Below are 15857 nucleotides of genomic sequence, written 5' to 3'. Positions count from 1 at the left end.
TCAACCATATCATAGGCGCTTAATCATGATCCGGATGCTGATGGCTGACGATGGTCGCCATCTTCTCCGGTCCGTAATTCTGCTGCGTGGTCTGGCTTGGTAGATTGGCGATCCCGACCACCCAGCCGAGACGGGACTCGGTGCCGAACTGCCGCGTCGGCACCACGTGGTCGGGGCGGTCGAACGCGCCGGTCATGATCTCAATGCGGTCGCCGTCGATGCGGCCAAAGCTCAGCGGCGTGCCGCAGGCGGCGCAAAAGCCGCGCTCGGCGATCGAGGAGGAGCGGAAGAACGAGGGCTGCCCCTTGGTCCAGGCAAAGTCCGTCTTGTTGACGTCGGCAAAAGAGGCGAACGGCGCGCCGCTGGCCTTCTGGCACATCCGGCAGTGGCAGATCGAAACCCTGTTCGGCGCCGTCATGACTCCGAAGCGCACTGCCCCGCATTGGCAGCCGCCGGTGAGAACGGGTTTGCCTGCTTCCGTCATGGCTGCTCCATCCGTCGATACGTGTCTTGCAGCGTCGCAAGCGCATCGCCACCGGCAAAGACGAAGCCGGTGACGCCGGCTGCACGCAGCGCCGCCTCGGCATCAGTCGGGCGGCCTGCCAGATAGATAAGTCGGGCCCCGGCGGTTTGCAGGGCCTTCGCCGCGGCTTCGGCGTGTTCCGCATACACCTTGTCGCTGGAACAAAGACAGGCGAGCCCGGCACCGGAGGCTTTAAAGGCTGCAGCTAACTGGGCCGGATCGGCGAAGCCCTCGCTGTCGACGGCCTGGATGCCGCCGGTCTCGAACAAGCTCTTGGCAAAGGTCGCGCGAGCCGTGAAATCGGCGGGCGTGCCGAGATTGGCCAAGAACACTTTCGGCCGCGCGCCGCGCGCCTTCAAGGCCGCATCGGATTTGTCCCGCAGCGCCTCGAACGGTTCCGCTAGCCGGATCGGCGGCAGCGCGTCGAACTTGTATTTTTGCTCGCCATAAGGCGCCAGCGCGATCGGGGTCGCCTGCAGCACCGTCGTCTCGTTCTCGTGCAGGTTCGGAAACTCGCTGGCGCCGGTCAGCACGTCGCGGCGTTTTGCGATGTTGGCGTCGCGGGCTTTTCGCGCGGCCGCGACCTTGCTCTGGAACAGGCCCCGCTGAAGCGCAGCGAAGGCGCCGCCGGCTTTCTCGCTCTCCTGGAATAGCGCCCAGGCCGCCTCGCAGAGCTGCGCGGTCAGCGTCTCGATGCCGCCTGCGCCTGCCGCGGGATCGCTGACCTTGGCGAGATTGCTCTCTTCCAGCAGCACGGCTTGCGTATTGCGCGCCACGCGCCGCGCGAACGGATCGGGCAGGCCGAGCGCCAGCGTATGCGGCAGCACGGTGATCGCGTTCGCGCCGGCGAGTCCGGCCGCAAACGTCGCCATGGTCGCGCGCAGCATGTTCACATAGGGATCGCGTTGCGTCAGCATGCGCCAGGCGGTATCGGCGACGATGAACAGCGGTTTTGGCGCGAGCCCGCACGCCGTCTCGATACGCGCCCACAGCAGTCGCAAGGCGCGGAATTTTGCCATGGTGAGGAACTGATCTGCATCCGCGGCAAGCCGCGCATAGACCATGCCCTGCGCCTGCTCCAGCGGAACGCCGGCGCCTTCGATCGCGCGCAAATAGGCGATGCCGCAGGCGAGCACGAAGGCGAGCTCCTGCGCCTCCGAGCCGCCGGCATCGTGGATCACGCGTCCGTCGGCCGAAGCGAACGGACCCTTGAAGCCGAGCGCGGCCAGGCCCTTGATGCCGCCGGTGACGGCCGGAACGATCTCATCCCAGGTATAGGGGCTGTGGCCCCACACCGCGGCGGCCGCGAGCGGGTCGAGGCCGAAGCGGATGTCGCAGGCGGCGGGATCGATGCCATTGCTCTTCACATATTCCGCGACGTGGATCGCCGCCATCCGCGATTGCGGACCGATCTCGAGCTCCAGCCCGATGCCGGCATCGAGATGGATATCCTTCAAGATCTTTGCGACTGCGTCCGCGGTCGGTTCCAGCCCGAAACCGTGAGCGGCATTGCCGCCGGCGAACACCAGCGCAAGCCCTGTCGCGCCATTTTCGAGATCGGTCAGTGCCTGCGCATTCGCCGCACTTGCATCGGGATGGTCGATCCGCTGCATGATCTGCCAGGGCGCCGCCGCCGGCCGCCCCACCACGGGCGCAACACCTTTGGCGCGCGGATAGAGCGGCTCGATCTTGAGTCCGTCATAGGTCTTGCCGACCAGCTTCTCGAACGGCGCGCCCTTCAGCACGCCATCGACCAGCTTGCGCCAGTCTTCGACGGTCGCCTTGGGAAAATCCGCCGCCAGCGGCAGGTCGTCAGTCGCGGAGGTCATGCGGCGAGGGGCTCCCGAAAATCTTGTTGTTCGCAGGCGAAATTGCCACGGCCGGCCGTCCCTGCAAACGGTTGTTTTTGGTTAACCGGTATCCGGAAGCCGCTCAATGCCTTGTGTCGAGACGCTGGCGAGACCGTCATGGACACGAATGCCTGCGATCACGCGGTCGGGCGCGATCTCGGCCAGCGGCACCAGCACAAAGGCGCGCTCGAACAGGCGCGGATGCGGCAGGGTCAGATCGGGTTTCTGCATCGAGACGTCGTCATACGCGATCATGTCGAGATCGAGCGTGCGCGGGCCCCAGCGCCGCTCCTTATCGCGCATGCGGCCGAATTTCTGCTCGACCTTCTGCATCACGAACAGCAGCGCATGCGGATCGAGATCGGTCTCGATCTCGACGCAGGCGTTGATGAAGGGAGCCTGGTCCTCGTCGCCCCAGGGCGGCGTCGCATAGTCCGACGAGCGCGCGATCAACGCCGCCTGCGCCATGCCGCAGATATGGGCGATCGCCTTCTGGAAGGTCGCGCGGACATCGCCGACATTGCCGCCGAGCGCGATCAGGACGCTTGCCATGTCAGGGGTGCCGCGAGCGCGTCAGCATGACGCCGACGTCGTCGAAGATCGCGGCGATCGGCGCATGCGGCTTGTGCACGGTGATCTTGACCGCACGGATGCGCGGAAAGTGCGACAGGATGGCGTCGGCGACCGCGCCGGCCGCGCGCTCCAGCAGCTTGTAGTTGGTGTTCTTGAAGGCCGCGGTGGTGGTCGCCACGACGTCGGCGTAGGACACGGTGTCGGCGAGCCGGTCGCTGCGGGAAGGCTCCGACAGGTCGGTATAGAGCTCGAGGTCGATGACGAAGCGCTGGCCGACTTCCGTTTCGTGCTCCATCACGCCGTGGCGGGCATGGATCGACAGGCCGCTCACGAAGATCGTATCGGTCATGGCTTGCTCTCGATTGCGTGCGCCACTCGCAGGGCCTGCAAGGTCTCGGCGACGTCGTGGGTGCGGATGATTTTCGCGCCGCGCTGCGCGGCGATCAGATGCGCGGCGATCGAGCCGGCGAGCCGCTCTGTCGGCTCCGACGGCGACACCGAGGCGATGAAGCGTTTTCGCGAGGCACCAACGAGGATCGGCAGGCCGAACATGTCGAATTCACGCAGCCGCGCTAGCGCGGTCATGCTCTGTTCGGCCGTCTTGCCGAAGCCGATGCCGGGATCGAGCACGATCTTGTCGCGGGCGATGCCGGCTTGCGTCGCGATATCCAGCGAGCGCTGAAAGAACGCCTTCATATCCGCAATGATGTCGATGGCGGGATCGACGCTGTCGCGGTTGTGCATGACGATGACGGGGACGCCCTTCGCGGCCACCGTCGGCGCCATGCCGGCATCGCGCTGCAGGCCCCAGACGTCGTTGGCGATCGCCGCGCCCTGGGCGAGCGCGAAGGCCACGACTTCCGCCTTCATGCTGTCGATCGAGACCGGCACGCCGAGCGCCACGATGTCCGATAGCACCGGCCTCAGCCGCGCCAGTTCGTCTTCCGCCGTGACCGGCCGGGCGCCCTTGTAGGGCCGGGTGGACTCGGCACCGATATCGATGATGTCGACCCCGGCCTCGATCATCGCCCGTGCCCGCGCGAGCGCCTGCTCGGGCGCGATGAATTCGCCGCCGTCGGAGAATGAATCCGGGGTGACGTTGAGCACGCCCATCACCGCCGGGATCGGCCGCTCCAGCAGCGTCCGCAGCACGTCAGGCCCGACTGAACCGGCCGCCGGGACGGATGGGGAGGGCGAGGCATTCATGCGGCCCGCTTTAGCGGTCGGGGAGGGGGAGTCAAGACGGGAAGGCGTGGGTTGCCAGCGTTGGGCAGGGCGTTGCACACCCTCGCTGTCATTGCCCGCGAAGGCGGGCAATCCAGTATTCCAGTGACGGCACCGCGATACGGAGGAGCCGCGGCGTACTGGATACCCCGCTTTCGCGGGGTATGACGGCAGAGTTGGGGGATGCATTGTTGCCCATCGGGCAAAACGATGCCGAGAGAGTAGCGCCCACTCCGTATGCGGAGAGGGGCAACCCTAATACGAAATCTTAGGCGGCAGCTTCTTCGCTTTGGCGATGATGTCGCCGACCGACTTCTCCGAGGGCAGGATGCGGAGCAGCTTTTTCTTCTCGTTGGCATCCCGCATGCTCTGGGCGAGCCTTGCCGGATTTCGGTAGGCGAGCTCGCGCACGGTGGTGACGCCGGCGGCGCGGACCAGGCCGACCTTGGCCCTGCCCATGCCGGGAATGCGCATGTAGTCGGAGACGTTGGCCCATTCCAGCAGCAACTGCTCGCTGATGCCGGTCTTGGCGGAGAGCGCCTTGCGGCCCTTTACGGTCGAGGCCGCCTCGAGCAGCGCATCGGTGGTGCGGATACCGTGCGCCTTCAACTTGTTGGCGGCAAAGGCCGACAGGCCCTCAATCTCGGAGATCGGATATGTCATGATACTCGATGTGAAATGCGCAGGCGTCAGGCGAACTGGCTGAGGCCCGGGGTCCCCGCGATGATCTTGCCCATCTGATCCGCTCCGATTTTGTCTCGGCCGAAGCGAAAAAGTTCACGGGCGACGTTCTGAATCTCGGACATGCCGAGTCCCATGCCCATCAGGCGCGTGCCGACCGCCATCAGGCCGCCGCCCATCAGCCGCGACAGTCCTCCGCCGCTGCGGGATGCCTCGATTGCCGCTTCTGCACCTGGAATCTGGTCGATGAGTACCTGGACGCTGTCGGAAGGACCCTCGTTGCGGAGGAAGCCCAGGATAATGCCGACGGTCTTTTCAGCGACAGCACTATCTATGCTGGCGTTTGTCGCCAGCCGCCCGATTAGCTCGTCCATATGGCCGCCCCTCAGCCGGTTCACATGCCGGAGTATTGCTTTCGAAAATGATCTTGAGCCGGTGTGATGTGAAATACAAGCGATGAACGCCACCAACGTTCCGATTCAGTCTCGAACGCGCGAGAAGTGTTGCAGCGATGCAAGAGCGGAGATGAAATCGGCAAAAAAATGCCGCGGTGCGAATGCGTCGTTCCTACTTTCGGCGGATGTCACCCGCATGTTTCCGACGATGTCGCATGCCCGAGCGCGTTGAATGGTTTCAATCAGCGCGCGATATGCGTTAAACTACGGAACTGGTGCATTCGAGTTTCGATATGCGAAACAGGGCAGAGAGATCAGGGAATAATGACCGCACAGGACAGCAAGCTCGGTGATACCGACGACAAGATCTTCGTCGGTAAAGGAAACGAGCAGGCATGGCTGACGTTGGCATTCGCCAATCGCCATGGCCTCGTCACGGGTGCAACCGGAACCGGCAAGACGGTCTCGCTGCAAGTGATGGCGGAAGGATTTGCGCGCGCCGGTGTTCCGGTCTTCGCGGCCGATATCAAGGGCGACCTCTCGGGCATCTCGGAGGTCGGCGAAGCCAAAGATTTCATCGTCAAGCGCGCCACCGAGATGGGACTGACGTTCGAGCCCGACCAGTTCTCGACGGTGTTCTGGGACGTGTTCGGCGAGCAGGGCCACCCGGTGCGGGCGACCGTCACTGAAATGGGCCCGCTGCTGCTCGCACGTATGCTCGACCTGAACGACGTGCAGGAAGGCGTGCTCAACGTCGCCTTCCGCGTCGCCGACGACAACGGGCTGACGCTGATCGACATGAAGGATCTGCGCGCGCTGCTCGATGCCATCGTGCCCGATGCCGGCAAGAAGGGGGCGGATGCCGAGGAGAGTCCGCTTGCCGAGATCAAGAAGGCGGCGCAGGGTTTTGGCAACGTCACCAAGGCCACGGTCGGCACCATCCAGCGCCAGCTTCTGGTGCTGGAGAACCAGGGCGCCACCAAATTCTTCGGCGAACCGGCGCTGACGCTGAAAGATTTCATGAAGACCGACCGCGACGGCCGCGGCATGGTCAACATCCTCGTCGCCGACAAGCTGCTGCAGAGCCCACGGCTTTACGCGACATTCCTGCTGTGGATGCTGTCGGAATTGTTCGAGGAGCTGCCCGAGGCCGGTGACCTGCCCAAGCCGAAGCTGGTCTTCTTCTTTGACGAGGCGCATCTGTTGTTCAACGACGCGCCCAAGGCGCTGATGGACAAGATCGAGCAGGTGGTGCGCCTGATCCGCTCCAAAGGCGTCGGCGTCTATTTCGTGACGCAAAACCCGGTCGACGTACCCGACCGCGTGCTCGGACAATTGGGCAACCGGGTGCAGCACGCGCTCCGCGCCTTCACTCCGCGCGACCAGAAGGCGGTCGCCGCCGCGGCCCAGACCTTCCGTCCCAACCCGAAGCTCGACACCGCCCAGGTGATCATGGAGCTCGGCAAGGGCGAGGCGCTGGTGTCCTTTCTCGAAGGCAACGGCACGCCGGCGATGGTCGAGCGGGTGATGATCCGGCCGCCATCGGCCCGGATCGGACCGATCACGTCCGAAGAGCGCAAGGCGATCATGGATGCAAGCCCGGTGAAGGGCAAATACGACACCGCCGTCGATGCAGAGTCCGCCTACGAGATGATCCAGAAGCGCATTGCCGGCACGGCTGCGACTGCGGATGCTTCGGCGGGCGGCGGAGGCGGCGGCATCCTCGGCCAGATCGGCTCGATCGTCGGCACCATCTTTGGCACCAACGTCAAGCGCGGCCGCCTGTCGACGGGCCAGGTCATCGCGCGCGACATGACCCGATCGGTCACCAATCAGGTGATCGGGGGGATGGCCGCCAATATCGGCAAGTCGGTCGCCGGCCAGCTTGGTGGCTCGATCGGCCGCACGCTGGTCCGCGGCGCGCTCGGCGGCTTGCTGCGCAGGTAGGCAGAAAGCCTCGTTTGAGGCAATTCCTCCGCAAACCCGCCGCTTGTGCGCGGTGGGTACAAATTCGGGTGATCAGGACTCTCCAAGCGTCCGTCGGTCTGCTAGGTGCTATGGCCCCTGACTGGACCACACCGTGACCTCACCTGAATCTTTCGTTCGACCCGGCACATTCCGAAGACTGTCGCTACGTGCGCCGCTCGACCTGCTCTTCCTGCTCTGCTGCTTCATCCTGGCTGCCGATGTCCTTGGTCCCGAGATCTTCGGGCACGGCAAAACCAAGGACTACGGCCTGTGGTACTGGGCCGGGCAGCAGGTCTTGAAGGGTGGGCCGCTCTATCCCGGCGACATCCACCAGTACTTCGAGTTCATCTACCCACCGCTGCCGGCGATCCTGCTGGCAGTCCCGAGCTGGTTCGGCAAGATCGCGCTCTACAGCGTGCTGTCGGTCCTGAATATTGCGGCGTGGTGGTACACCGGGATGCTCTCCAATGCCATGACCGGTTCGGGCCGCACGCCTGGCCCCTGGCTGGAGGCACTACCAGCTGCCGTGACCGTGACCTTCGTGTTTGACATGTTCGATCTTGGACAGCCGAACCTCGTCCTGCTGGCGATCATGCTCTACGGCTTCTGGAGCTTGCAGCATCAGCGCTCCTGGCTCGCAGGCTTCATGTTCGCGCTCGCCACCGCGATCAAGGTGTTTCCCATTGCGGTGCTGCCCTATCTGGTCTGGCGGCGAAAGTGGGGAGCCGCCGTCGCTACGGTCGCCTTCACCGGCATACTTCTCTACATCGTGCCGGCTCCCATTCGCGGCTTCGAGCGCAACGCCGCCGAGGTCAAGACCTGGTATCAGGGCATGGTCGGGTCGAGCTCGGAAAAAGGATTTGGCCAACGCGACGAGCAGAACTGGTCGTGGGTGAACCAGTCACTCATTGCTGTCACGCACCGGCTGGTCCGGCCAATCAACTACAATCAGGAGGATCCCAACAAGCCGCCGCGCACGATGAATGTCATCGACGTCGATTACAGGACGGCGAACTGGATCGTGCTGGCGCTGTCGGCGTTGCTCGGACTCGGCTTCGTCGCGGTCATGCCAGGGCGAGCGCGGCGTACGGCGCGCTCGGACGCCGAGGAGCTCGGCATCCTGTTCTGCCTGATGACGGTGGCATCGCCGCTGGCGCGACAATACTATTTCATGTGGCTGTTCTTCCCGATGACGGTGCTGATGCATCGTGCCGCCTTCGACGAGCGGGCGAACGTACGCCTGGGAACCTGGCTCGCCCTTGGCGCCGCCGGCATCCTCATGCTGCTGGCGCTGCCGTGGTTTCCCAATGTCTTCCAGGCCTGGGGCAATAACCTCGTCGCCACGGCGATCCTCGCAGCTAGTCTCGCATGGCACATCCGGCATCCGCCGGTTGCGGCTGGCCCCGACGCCGCGGCAGCGCTAAAAGCCGATAGTTCTTGAGAAGACATCTTTGAGTCCCGACGTCTTGGGATTCGAACGCAGGGAATACGACCAATGGCAAATGCGCAGCTTCAATCCGTGCTCGACCACATCGACAAGGAGTTCGACAACAGCCTGGAGCGTCTGTTCTCGCTGTTGCGGATCAAGTCGATCTCCGCCGATCCGGCCTTCGCGGCCGATTGCAAGGCGGCGGCCGAGCATCTTGCCAGGGACATCGCGAGCCTCGGCGTTGCGACTGAAGTGAGGCCGACCGCCGGCCATCCTGCGGTCGTCGGCAAGAGCGTCGCGGGCGGCCGGCCGCATGTGCTGTTCTACGGCCACTATGATGTGCAGCCGGTCGATCCGCTCGAACTCTGGCACCGTCCGCCATTCGAGCCTGTTGTCACCGACCATGCCGACGGCCGCAAGATCATCGTGGCGCGCGGCGCCGAGGACGACAAGGGCCAGGTCATGACCTTCGTCGAGGCCTGCCGCGCCTGGAAGAAAGTGACGGGGTCACTGCCGATCGACGTCACGTTCCTGATCGAAGGCGAGGAAGAAGTCGGCTCGAAGAACTTCGTGCCCTTCATCGAAGCCAACAAGGACGAGTTTAGGGCGGACTACGTGCTGGTCTGCGACACCGGCATGTGGGACCGCAACACGCCGGCGATCACGACCTCGCTACGCGGTCTGCTCTATGAGGAGCTCAAGATCACCGCCGCCAATCGCGACCTGCATTCCGGCGTGTTCGGCGGCAGCGCGATGAACCCGATCCGGGTGCTGACCAAAATTCTCGGCGGGCTGTTCGACGACGACAATCGCATCACCATTCCGGGCTTCTACGATGGGGTAAAGGACACGCCGCCGGACATTCTCGCGCAGTGGAAGAAGCTCGACTTCACGCCGGACACGTTCCTCAAGCCCGTTGGGCTATCGATACCGGCCGGCGAGAAGGGCAGGCTCCTGGTCGAGCAGGCTTCCACACGTCCGACCTGTGACGTCAACGGCATCTGGGGCGGTTATATCGGTGAGGGCTCGAAGACGGTGATCCCGTCGCACGCGTCGGCCAAGGTCTCGTTCCGGCTGGTCCAAGGGCAGGATCCTGCGAAGATCCGCAAGGCTTTCCGTGAGTACGTGACGGCGCGCATTCCGGGAGACTGCAAGGTCGAGTTCGGCGATCACTCTGCCGGGCCTGCGATTGCGCTCGACTGGAACATGAAGCCGCTCGCCGCGGCCAAAACCGCGCTGACCGAGGAATGGGGCAAGGAGACCGTGCTGATGGGCTCGGGCGCCTCGATCCCGATCGTCGCCGACTTCAAGCGCGCGCTGGGGCTGGATTCGCTGCTCGTCGGTTTTGGCCTCGACGACGACAACATCCACTCGCCGAACGAGAAGTACGACCTCCGCAGCTTCCAGAAAGGCATCCGTTCCTGGGCGCGCATCCTCGCGGCGCTGGCGGAGGTGAAGTAGGGCGCTCTTTATCCTCGTCGTTGCGAGTGCGTAGGGTGGGCAAAGGCGCAAAGCGCCGTGCCCACCATCTGTCCCGGATCGCGATCGGCAATGGTGGGCACGCTTCGCTTTGCCCACCCTACGAGACCTTACAAATAAAAACGCCGCCCGGAATTGGGCGGCGTTTCATTCCAAAAGGCGTAGAGGTTCGTTAAACGCTACCCTACACCAAATCTCGAAAATTTCAAGACCGGTAGCCCGGCAGCTCGCGGTCCAGCTTGCGCAGCAGTGGCGGCCACACCAGGTTGGTGGCGCGCAACTCGGCGCGGTCGCGGTTGGCGAGCAGCTCGGTATTCTTGTCGATCGCGACATCGTCGACCGGATAGACCGGCGTGCCCAGCGCGCGCGTACGTACCTGCATCGAGCAGGCGCGCTCAAGGTGATACATGCGCTCGAAGGCCGAAGCCACCGAACGGCCGACCGTCATCGTGCCGTGGTTGCGCAGCAGCATGTGGTTATGGTCGCCGAGGTCCTTCTGCAGCCGCGGCCGCTCGTCGTGGTCGAGCGCGATGCCTTCGTAGTCGTGATAGGCGAGGTCGTGGGTGACGAGCTGGGCGGTCTGGTTCAGCGGCAGCAGGCCTTCGGCGCTGCTCGAGACCGCGGTGCCGTCGAGGGTGTGGAGATGCAGCACGCAGATGGCGTCCTCGCGCACCTCGTGGATCGCCGAGTGGATGGTGAAGCCGGCGGGGTTGATGCTGTACTCGCTCTCGGAGAGCTGGTTGCCGTGCAGATCGACCTTGACCAGGCTCGACGCCGTGATCTCGTCGAACATCAGCCCGTAGGGGTTGATGAGGAAATGATGGTCAGGGCCGGGCACGCGCGCGGAGATATGGGTGTCGACCAAATCGTCCCAGCCGTAGAGCGAGACGAGACGATAGCATGCGGCGAGATTGACCCGTTGCTGCCACTCGGCCTCCGTCATGTTCGACGGCACTTCCTTCAGGCGCGCTTCCGCTGGCGACATGGTTGATCTCTCCGAACATCGTTGTTGCGGGGAGGGAGCGTAGTCCTGCCGCGAGCTGCCAGCAAGGCACACAAAGCGCGGCAGTCCAGCGTAGCCCGCATGAGCGAAGCGACATGCGGGGCTGCCTCATAGGCCCCGGATGTCGCTGCGGTCATCCGGGCTACGGTCTGGAGGAGTTTATTACGGCGCCGGGATCGAGAGCAGGCTGGAAATGCTGCTGCCGCGGATGTCGTAGACGCGGGCGAACACCACGTCGTCGCGCTTGATCTCGACCAGCACGGGCGCGGTGAGGCCCTTGCAGTAGAACTCGCCGAGCGTCATGGCGAAATCGGCGGCATTGGAATCCCAGCCGATGGTGAAGTCGGGGCCGAGCGCGACCTGGGCGGGGCGCTGCGGACCGCACACCGCGACCTTCCATTTGCGGTTTCGCGGCGGCACTTCCTGGCGTTCCACCAGCTGTTCGCGCAATTCGTCCGAGGCCTGCTTCAGCGCCAGACCCCAATAATCCAGCATGAAGCGGTCGTCGGCGCCGCGCACGGTGCCGGCGATGTGGTTGAAGTGGGTGTATTGATAGGGATGCAGGCGGATCATCTCGGCGAGCGAGAGCGCCAAGCCAAAGCAGAAGGTGGCGAGCACGACCGGCTGCCAGGTGCGGTGATTGGCGCGCAGGCGCTCCATGGCCCAGCCAAAGGCAACGCCGCCGAGCACCGCCATCGGCGGGATCACGAAGACGAAATGGCGGATGCCGTTGTACAGCGCCGGCCGCTTCACCATTGCGATCGCCAGCGGCAGCGTCGCGGCGAGCGTGAGCATCAGGAGAATGGCCTTGCGGCGGGCGGGAACATCGCGGCGCGGCAGCAGTGCGAAGGTGCCGATCACGGCGCCGAACATCAGCACCAGCATCACCTCGGGCAACTGAAGCGCGAACAGCGTCGGCAGATAGGACCAGGGCATGTCGGGCACGGAAACGATCGCGCCGTCGAACATCTCCTTCCAGGGTTTCTCGAAGAAGTGCGAGAAGTAGGTCAGCGCCTCGAAGGGATTGCCGGGCTCCATGATCGACCACGGCCAGATCAGCCCCATCACGATGTAGCCGAGCACGAGGCCGGGCAACAGCACGTAGACGACATAAGCGAAGCGTCGGACCGATTCACGCAGGCCCTCGGTGCGCAGTTCCTCCAGGAACAGCGGCATGAAGCCGATCACGGCATAGACCAGCGCAAGGCCGCCGAGGATGCGGGTGCCGAGCGAGAGGCCGGCGCCAAGGCCGACGATCAGGATCGTGCGCGGCGACGGCTGCGGATATTCCTCGGCAAGGCGGACGAGGCCCAGCATCAGGATGATCATGGCCACCGCGAAGGGCGCATCCTTCGGGTTCATGAACATGTGGCCGTAGAAGATCGGGCAGAGCGCGAGCAGCAAGAGTGAGGCAAGTCCCGCAAGGGGACCACCGACACGGCGGCCAAGCCGCCACGTCACCGCAAGTCCGATCACGCCGACTACGGCGCCGAGCAGCCGGCGCGTCTCGAACAGCTCGAGCGGAATCACCTTGTGCAGGAGGGCCGCGACCATGTCGAAGCCGCCGCCATACATGTAGAGGTTGGCAAAGGAGAGGGCCGCGGTGTCCTTGAAACCGGAACCGAACATGCGCAGCAGCAGATCGGCGTATTCGGCGTGGGTGTAGTCGTCCCAGCCGAGCCCGTAGTCGCGGAAGGTCAAGCCTGCAATGACGGCGACCGCAGCCAGCACCAGCATGGCGAGATCGTCGCAAGTCCGTTCAACCGAGCGCCGCAGGGGCGTGTCGATCGCCGAAGTCGTGATGGATGTCATGGCTATTGGTGACCCGGAATCCCCTCTTGGCCCTGCTGGTGCGCGCGGGCCTGCTCCCCGGAATCCCTATAGCGCAGTTCCATTAGCAAGTAATTGGGCATTATGGCTAATTCCTGATGCGACGCAGCAAATCCGGCCAAACTTGAGAGCGGCCTAAAGTAGCGAGCCGTAGCTGAAGGGAATGTGAATAAGTCCCTGATTTCCTTTCCTTAAGGAACGCAGGTTATAATTCGACGTTGGCGTGGAACACCGGATGACGGTATCGTGGCGTGACGAGGGTCGCGTGTGGCTGCGCGGCCAGGGGTGAGTTCGATGGCGTTGGCATTGTTGATCGCGGGGATTTTCGCCGTTTTGGCGGGCCTCCTTGCGATCCTGTTCGGCTTCACCGTCAGGGAATTCAGTCTCGGCAGTACCCTCATAATCGCCGGTACCATCGGCGTCTGCTCCGGAATGTTACTGGCCGGCCTCTACGTCGTGGTCGCGGAATTGAAAGGCATGGCCCGCCGGCTGGCTGGATCCATCGCACCATCCGACGTTCGGGTCAGGCCCGTGCTGCCGGGTCTCGGGATGGCTGGAACGCCTGGCCCCGCGCCTGAGCCGGGCGCAGAGAAGATCGAGCCGGCGCCGCCATTGCCGGCCGCAGGACCGCCGCCCTGGCAGAACGAAGCAGCCGCGCGCGAGCGTCCGCGCGCCGAGCCTCCGCCACCGCCGGAAGCTCCGAGCCCGCCGGAGGTTCCGGAACCGCCGCGCCGGCGCAACCTGATGTTCGCCTCGACCTCCCGCAAGGAGCGCGAGCGCGCCGAGGCGAAGACCAGCGAGGGCTTGCCGCCGCTGCCGCATGCCGAGCCGTCGGCGGAGCCTGCCGCCCCGGAGACGCCGCCTGCGAGCTTTGACGACGCCTGGCCGAAGCCGGACCGTATGAGGCCTGCCGAGCCGCCGGCCGCCTCGCGGCGCCCGCCCCCGCGCTCGCCGTCGACCTTCGCTGAGACTGCTCCGCCGCCCGCACCGGAGCCGGCGGCCGCGGCCGAACAGGCGCCCGTGACCGTGCTCAAATCCGGCATCGTCGACGGCATGGCCTATTCGCTCTACTCCGATGGCTCGATCGAAGCCCAGATGCCGGAAGGGATGATGCGCTTTGCCTCGATCGACGAACTGCGCTCCCACCTCGACCAGCGTGGGGCTTGAGAGAGCTGGCGCAGGCAAGTAAAGCGCTGGCGTTCTTGTTGCTTCGTCAGTAAATCAGCCCATATTCCTCAGTCATTCCATTCAGTCGAACGTATTGTTGACACGGAATACTCTGACGTCGTCTCTCCCGTGAGACGCAAGGTGGAGAAAGGCGGGGCCGATGTCGGATGCCGGGGCTAAGAATTTCATTGAGCTGACGGCGGGCATCGTGTCGGCCTATCTCAGCAACAACCCGACGCCTGCAACTGAGATTCCGAACCTGATCAGCCAGGTGCATGGCGCGCTTGTGCGCGTTTCATCGGGTCGCACCGAGACGGTGCCGCTCGAGCCCGCGAAGCCGGCGGTCTCGCTGAAGAAGTCGATCGCGCCTGATTATCTGGTCTGTCTGGAAGACGGCAAGCGCTTCAAGTCGCTGAAGCGCCATCTGCACACCCGGTACAACATGACGCCGGAGCAATATCGCGAGAAATGGGGCCTGCCGGCCGACTATCCCATGGTCGCGCCGAACTATGCAGTGGCCCGCTCACAGCTTGCGAAGCAGATGGGACTGGGACAGCAGCAGCGCAAGCGGAAGTAGGATTTCTACGACGCTTCCGCGAGCGCTTCTTTCGCGTCGGTCTTGATGCGCTCGACCATCGAGCGCAGGCCGTTGGAACGCTGCGGCGTCAGATGGTCGCGAAAACCGAACTCGTCGAATACGGCAATGGCGTCGGTCGCAAGAATCTCCTGAGGCGTGCGGCCGGAGTAAAGCGACAGCACGATCGCGACCAGCCCGCGCACGATGTGGGCGTCACTGTCGCCGCGATATGTCAGGACCGGCGGCCCGCCATCGCGACGATCGATCAGCTTCTGAAGCCAGACCTGGCTGACGCAGCCATTCACCTTGTTCTCGGCCGAATGCTCGGCCTCGGACATCGGTTCCAGGGTGCGGCCGAGCTCGATGACGTACCGATAGCGGTCGTCCCATTCGTCCAGAATCTCGAAATTATCCCTGATTTCGTCGATCGTCGTCATGCTGGCCCAAGTTCCCGTTCAGGCCAATATAGGGACGCAAAGCGCCGAAATCGATAGGGTTTGGGCGCTAATTCGCCGTCGCGGGCGCCGGGCCGCGCCATTCCAGCGCGAGGTCGTCCTGGGACAGGGTGTCGCGCGGCGCCTCGCTGGTTGCGGTATCGCCTTCGCCGGCCAGCGCGATCGAGCCGGTGTGGTCGGGGGTCTTCTTGTCGGGCTTCTCGAGCTGCTCTTTCTTGTCGTTGATGATCTGGTAGATCTTCTTCGCGCCGTCCTGCGCGCGCTGGCCGATGATGGTCGCGGCCTGTCCGCCGACCTCGCACGCCGCCGGCTGGCGCTTGCAGAACTGGGTCATGTCGGAAACAGCCGCGGTCGCAGCCTGCACCGCGTCGGCAGCGCCGATCTGCGGCAGCTTGTCCGATTCGGGCGTCTTGTCTCGCGGCAGGAGCACCAGCACCAGCCCGAGCCAGAATGTGATGCGAAGCAGAAAGCGCATCTTGCGACCTGTATGTTAGATCCCGCCGCGGCGATCTCCACGGATGTCGGGCCTAGCAACTCTCGATAAATCGCAAGTGATTGCCTTCCGCTTAATTCGCGGAAAATTGACTCAAGAATCTTTGCAATCGACCGTGTCGTAAATTTTCGATTGACGACCACGCCCGTGATTCTGCCGCCACGCCCGTCCACCATTTCGAAACCATGCGGATCACGGTGAAACCCTGTG

General features: G+C 64.2%; 16 protein-coding genes. 5 read left to right on the top strand and 11 right to left on the bottom strand.

What is annotated here, in order from left to right:
* Positions 1 to 19: 19 nt before the first annotated feature.
* The 7 genes from BRA1253DRAFT_RS09720 to BRA1253DRAFT_RS09690 form a co-directional block, all read right to left on the bottom strand.
* On the bottom strand, positions 20 to 484 hold the full coding sequence (locus tag BRA1253DRAFT_RS09720; RefSeq protein ID WP_007593552.1) for a GFA family protein: 465 nt from the start codon (positions 482 to 484) through the stop codon (positions 20 to 22).
* Positions 481 to 2352: a methylmalonyl-CoA mutase family protein gene (locus BRA1253DRAFT_RS09715; protein WP_007593550.1), complete on the bottom strand. Its 1872-nt coding sequence runs from the start codon at positions 2350 to 2352 to the stop codon at positions 481 to 483. The genes BRA1253DRAFT_RS09720 and BRA1253DRAFT_RS09715 overlap by 4 nt, the downstream gene beginning before the upstream one ends.
* A gap of 81 nt (positions 2353 to 2433) precedes the next feature.
* Entirely contained in the window at positions 2434 to 2925 is a 492-nt protein-coding gene (gene folK / locus BRA1253DRAFT_RS09710) for a 2-amino-4-hydroxy-6-hydroxymethyldihydropteridine diphosphokinase (protein WP_007593548.1), read from the bottom strand.
* Position 2926: 1 nt separating this feature from the next.
* Positions 2927 to 3295 (bottom strand): dihydroneopterin aldolase, encoded by a 369-nt coding sequence (gene folB / locus BRA1253DRAFT_RS09705; protein ID WP_007593547.1) that lies wholly within the window; start codon positions 3293 to 3295, stop codon positions 2927 to 2929.
* The gene (gene folP / locus BRA1253DRAFT_RS09700) at positions 3292 to 4152 is read right to left on the bottom strand and encodes a dihydropteroate synthase (protein ID WP_007593545.1); all 861 of its coding nucleotides are present in this window, start codon (positions 4150 to 4152) and stop codon (positions 3292 to 3294) included. The genes folB and folP overlap by 4 nt, the downstream gene beginning before the upstream one ends.
* 273 nt (positions 4153 to 4425) lie before the next feature.
* Entirely contained in the window at positions 4426 to 4833 is a 408-nt protein-coding gene (locus tag BRA1253DRAFT_RS09695) for a DUF4332 domain-containing protein (RefSeq protein ID WP_007593543.1), read from the bottom strand.
* Between the two features lie 26 nt (positions 4834 to 4859).
* Positions 4860 to 5225 (bottom strand): hypothetical protein, encoded by a 366-nt coding sequence (locus BRA1253DRAFT_RS09690; protein ID WP_007593542.1) that lies wholly within the window; start codon positions 5223 to 5225, stop codon positions 4860 to 4862.
* 345 nt (positions 5226 to 5570) lie between these two features.
* On the opposite strand from BRA1253DRAFT_RS09690, the gene BRA1253DRAFT_RS09685 reads away from it, so the two are divergent.
* From BRA1253DRAFT_RS09685 to BRA1253DRAFT_RS09675, 3 genes are all read left to right on the top strand, one after another.
* Positions 5571 to 7193, top strand: coding sequence for a helicase HerA-like domain-containing protein (locus BRA1253DRAFT_RS09685; RefSeq protein ID WP_007593540.1), 1623 nt, complete (start codon positions 5571 to 5573; stop codon positions 7191 to 7193).
* A 133-nt stretch (positions 7194 to 7326) separates the two neighbouring features.
* Complete coding sequence (locus BRA1253DRAFT_RS09680) at positions 7327 to 8655, top strand: glycosyltransferase family 87 protein (RefSeq protein ID WP_007593538.1); 1329 nt, start codon at positions 7327 to 7329, stop codon at positions 8653 to 8655.
* 54 nt (positions 8656 to 8709) lie between these two features.
* Entirely contained in the window at positions 8710 to 10104 is a 1395-nt protein-coding gene (locus BRA1253DRAFT_RS09675) for a M20/M25/M40 family metallo-hydrolase (protein WP_007593536.1), read from the top strand.
* A gap of 223 nt (positions 10105 to 10327) precedes the next feature.
* Here BRA1253DRAFT_RS09675 and BRA1253DRAFT_RS09670 read toward each other — a convergent pair whose 3' ends face one another.
* Both BRA1253DRAFT_RS09670 and BRA1253DRAFT_RS09665 read right to left on the bottom strand, forming a co-directional pair.
* The gene (locus tag BRA1253DRAFT_RS09670; RefSeq protein ID WP_007593534.1) at positions 10328 to 11107 is read right to left on the bottom strand and encodes a class II aldolase/adducin family protein; all 780 of its coding nucleotides are present in this window, start codon (positions 11105 to 11107) and stop codon (positions 10328 to 10330) included.
* Between the two features lie 180 nt (positions 11108 to 11287).
* Positions 11288 to 12937, bottom strand: a complete 1650-nt coding sequence (locus tag BRA1253DRAFT_RS09665) for a glycosyltransferase family 39 protein (protein WP_007593531.1) — start codon at positions 12935 to 12937, stop codon at positions 11288 to 11290.
* A gap of 312 nt (positions 12938 to 13249) precedes the next feature.
* On the opposite strand from BRA1253DRAFT_RS09665, the gene BRA1253DRAFT_RS09660 reads away from it, so the two are divergent.
* Both BRA1253DRAFT_RS09660 and BRA1253DRAFT_RS09655 read left to right on the top strand, forming a co-directional pair.
* Complete coding sequence (locus BRA1253DRAFT_RS09660; protein WP_007593529.1) at positions 13250 to 14122, top strand: hypothetical protein; 873 nt, start codon at positions 13250 to 13252, stop codon at positions 14120 to 14122.
* A gap of 160 nt (positions 14123 to 14282) precedes the next feature.
* On the top strand, positions 14283 to 14699 hold the full coding sequence (locus BRA1253DRAFT_RS09655; RefSeq protein WP_007593528.1) for a MucR family transcriptional regulator: 417 nt from the start codon (positions 14283 to 14285) through the stop codon (positions 14697 to 14699).
* A gap of 5 nt (positions 14700 to 14704) precedes the next feature.
* Here BRA1253DRAFT_RS09655 and BRA1253DRAFT_RS09650 read toward each other — a convergent pair whose 3' ends face one another.
* Together BRA1253DRAFT_RS09650 and BRA1253DRAFT_RS09645 are read right to left on the bottom strand one after the other, a co-directional pair.
* Entirely contained in the window at positions 14705 to 15136 is a 432-nt protein-coding gene (locus tag BRA1253DRAFT_RS09650; protein ID WP_007593527.1) for a SufE family protein, read from the bottom strand.
* 67 nt (positions 15137 to 15203) lie between these two features.
* Positions 15204 to 15629, bottom strand: coding sequence for a DUF5330 domain-containing protein (locus tag BRA1253DRAFT_RS09645; RefSeq protein ID WP_007593526.1), 426 nt, complete (start codon positions 15627 to 15629; stop codon positions 15204 to 15206).
* Between the last annotated feature and the right edge of the window lie 228 nt (positions 15630 to 15857).

This window comes from Bradyrhizobium sp. WSM1253 (genome assembly GCF_000244935.1).
GTDB classification, from domain to species: Bacteria; Pseudomonadota; Alphaproteobacteria; order Rhizobiales; family Xanthobacteraceae; genus Bradyrhizobium; species Bradyrhizobium canariense.
This window is presented reverse-complemented; position numbering and strand designations above follow the sequence as displayed.

What these genes read in the sequence shown, in the direction of transcription:
- BRA1253DRAFT_RS09720 (WP_007593552.1), bottom strand. Translation starts at nt 484, where the DNA reads ATGACGGAAGCAGGCAAACCCGTTCTCACCGGCGGCTGCCAATGCGGG.
- BRA1253DRAFT_RS09715 (WP_007593550.1), bottom strand. Translation starts at nt 2,352, where the DNA reads ATGACCTCCGCGACTGACGACCTGCCGCTGGCGGCGGATTTTCCCAAG.
- folK (WP_007593548.1), bottom strand. Translation starts at nt 2,925, where the DNA reads ATGGCAAGCGTCCTGATCGCGCTCGGCGGCAATGTCGGCGATGTCCGC.
- folB (WP_007593547.1), bottom strand. Translation starts at nt 3,295, where the DNA reads ATGACCGATACGATCTTCGTGAGCGGCCTGTCGATCCATGCCCGCCAC.
- folP (WP_007593545.1), bottom strand. Translation starts at nt 4,152, where the DNA reads ATGAATGCCTCGCCCTCCCCATCCGTCCCGGCGGCCGGTTCAGTCGGG.
- BRA1253DRAFT_RS09695 (WP_007593543.1), bottom strand. Translation starts at nt 4,833, where the DNA reads ATGACATATCCGATCTCCGAGATTGAGGGCCTGTCGGCCTTTGCCGCC.
- BRA1253DRAFT_RS09690 (WP_007593542.1), bottom strand. Translation starts at nt 5,225, where the DNA reads ATGGACGAGCTAATCGGGCGGCTGGCGACAAACGCCAGCATAGATAGT.
- BRA1253DRAFT_RS09685 (WP_007593540.1), top strand. Translation starts at nt 5,571, where the DNA reads ATGACCGCACAGGACAGCAAGCTCGGTGATACCGACGACAAGATCTTC.
- BRA1253DRAFT_RS09675 (WP_007593536.1), top strand. Translation starts at nt 8,710, where the DNA reads ATGGCAAATGCGCAGCTTCAATCCGTGCTCGACCACATCGACAAGGAG.
- BRA1253DRAFT_RS09670 (WP_007593534.1), bottom strand. Translation starts at nt 11,107, where the DNA reads ATGTCGCCAGCGGAAGCGCGCCTGAAGGAAGTGCCGTCGAACATGACG.
- BRA1253DRAFT_RS09665 (WP_007593531.1), bottom strand. Translation starts at nt 12,937, where the DNA reads ATGACATCCATCACGACTTCGGCGATCGACACGCCCCTGCGGCGCTCG.
- BRA1253DRAFT_RS09660 (WP_007593529.1), top strand. Translation starts at nt 13,250, where the DNA reads ATGGCGTTGGCATTGTTGATCGCGGGGATTTTCGCCGTTTTGGCGGGC.
- BRA1253DRAFT_RS09655 (WP_007593528.1), top strand. Translation starts at nt 14,283, where the DNA reads ATGTCGGATGCCGGGGCTAAGAATTTCATTGAGCTGACGGCGGGCATC.
- BRA1253DRAFT_RS09650 (WP_007593527.1), bottom strand. Translation starts at nt 15,136, where the DNA reads ATGACGACGATCGACGAAATCAGGGATAATTTCGAGATTCTGGACGAA.
- BRA1253DRAFT_RS09645 (WP_007593526.1), bottom strand. Translation starts at nt 15,629, where the DNA reads ATGCGCTTTCTGCTTCGCATCACATTCTGGCTCGGGCTGGTGCTGGTG.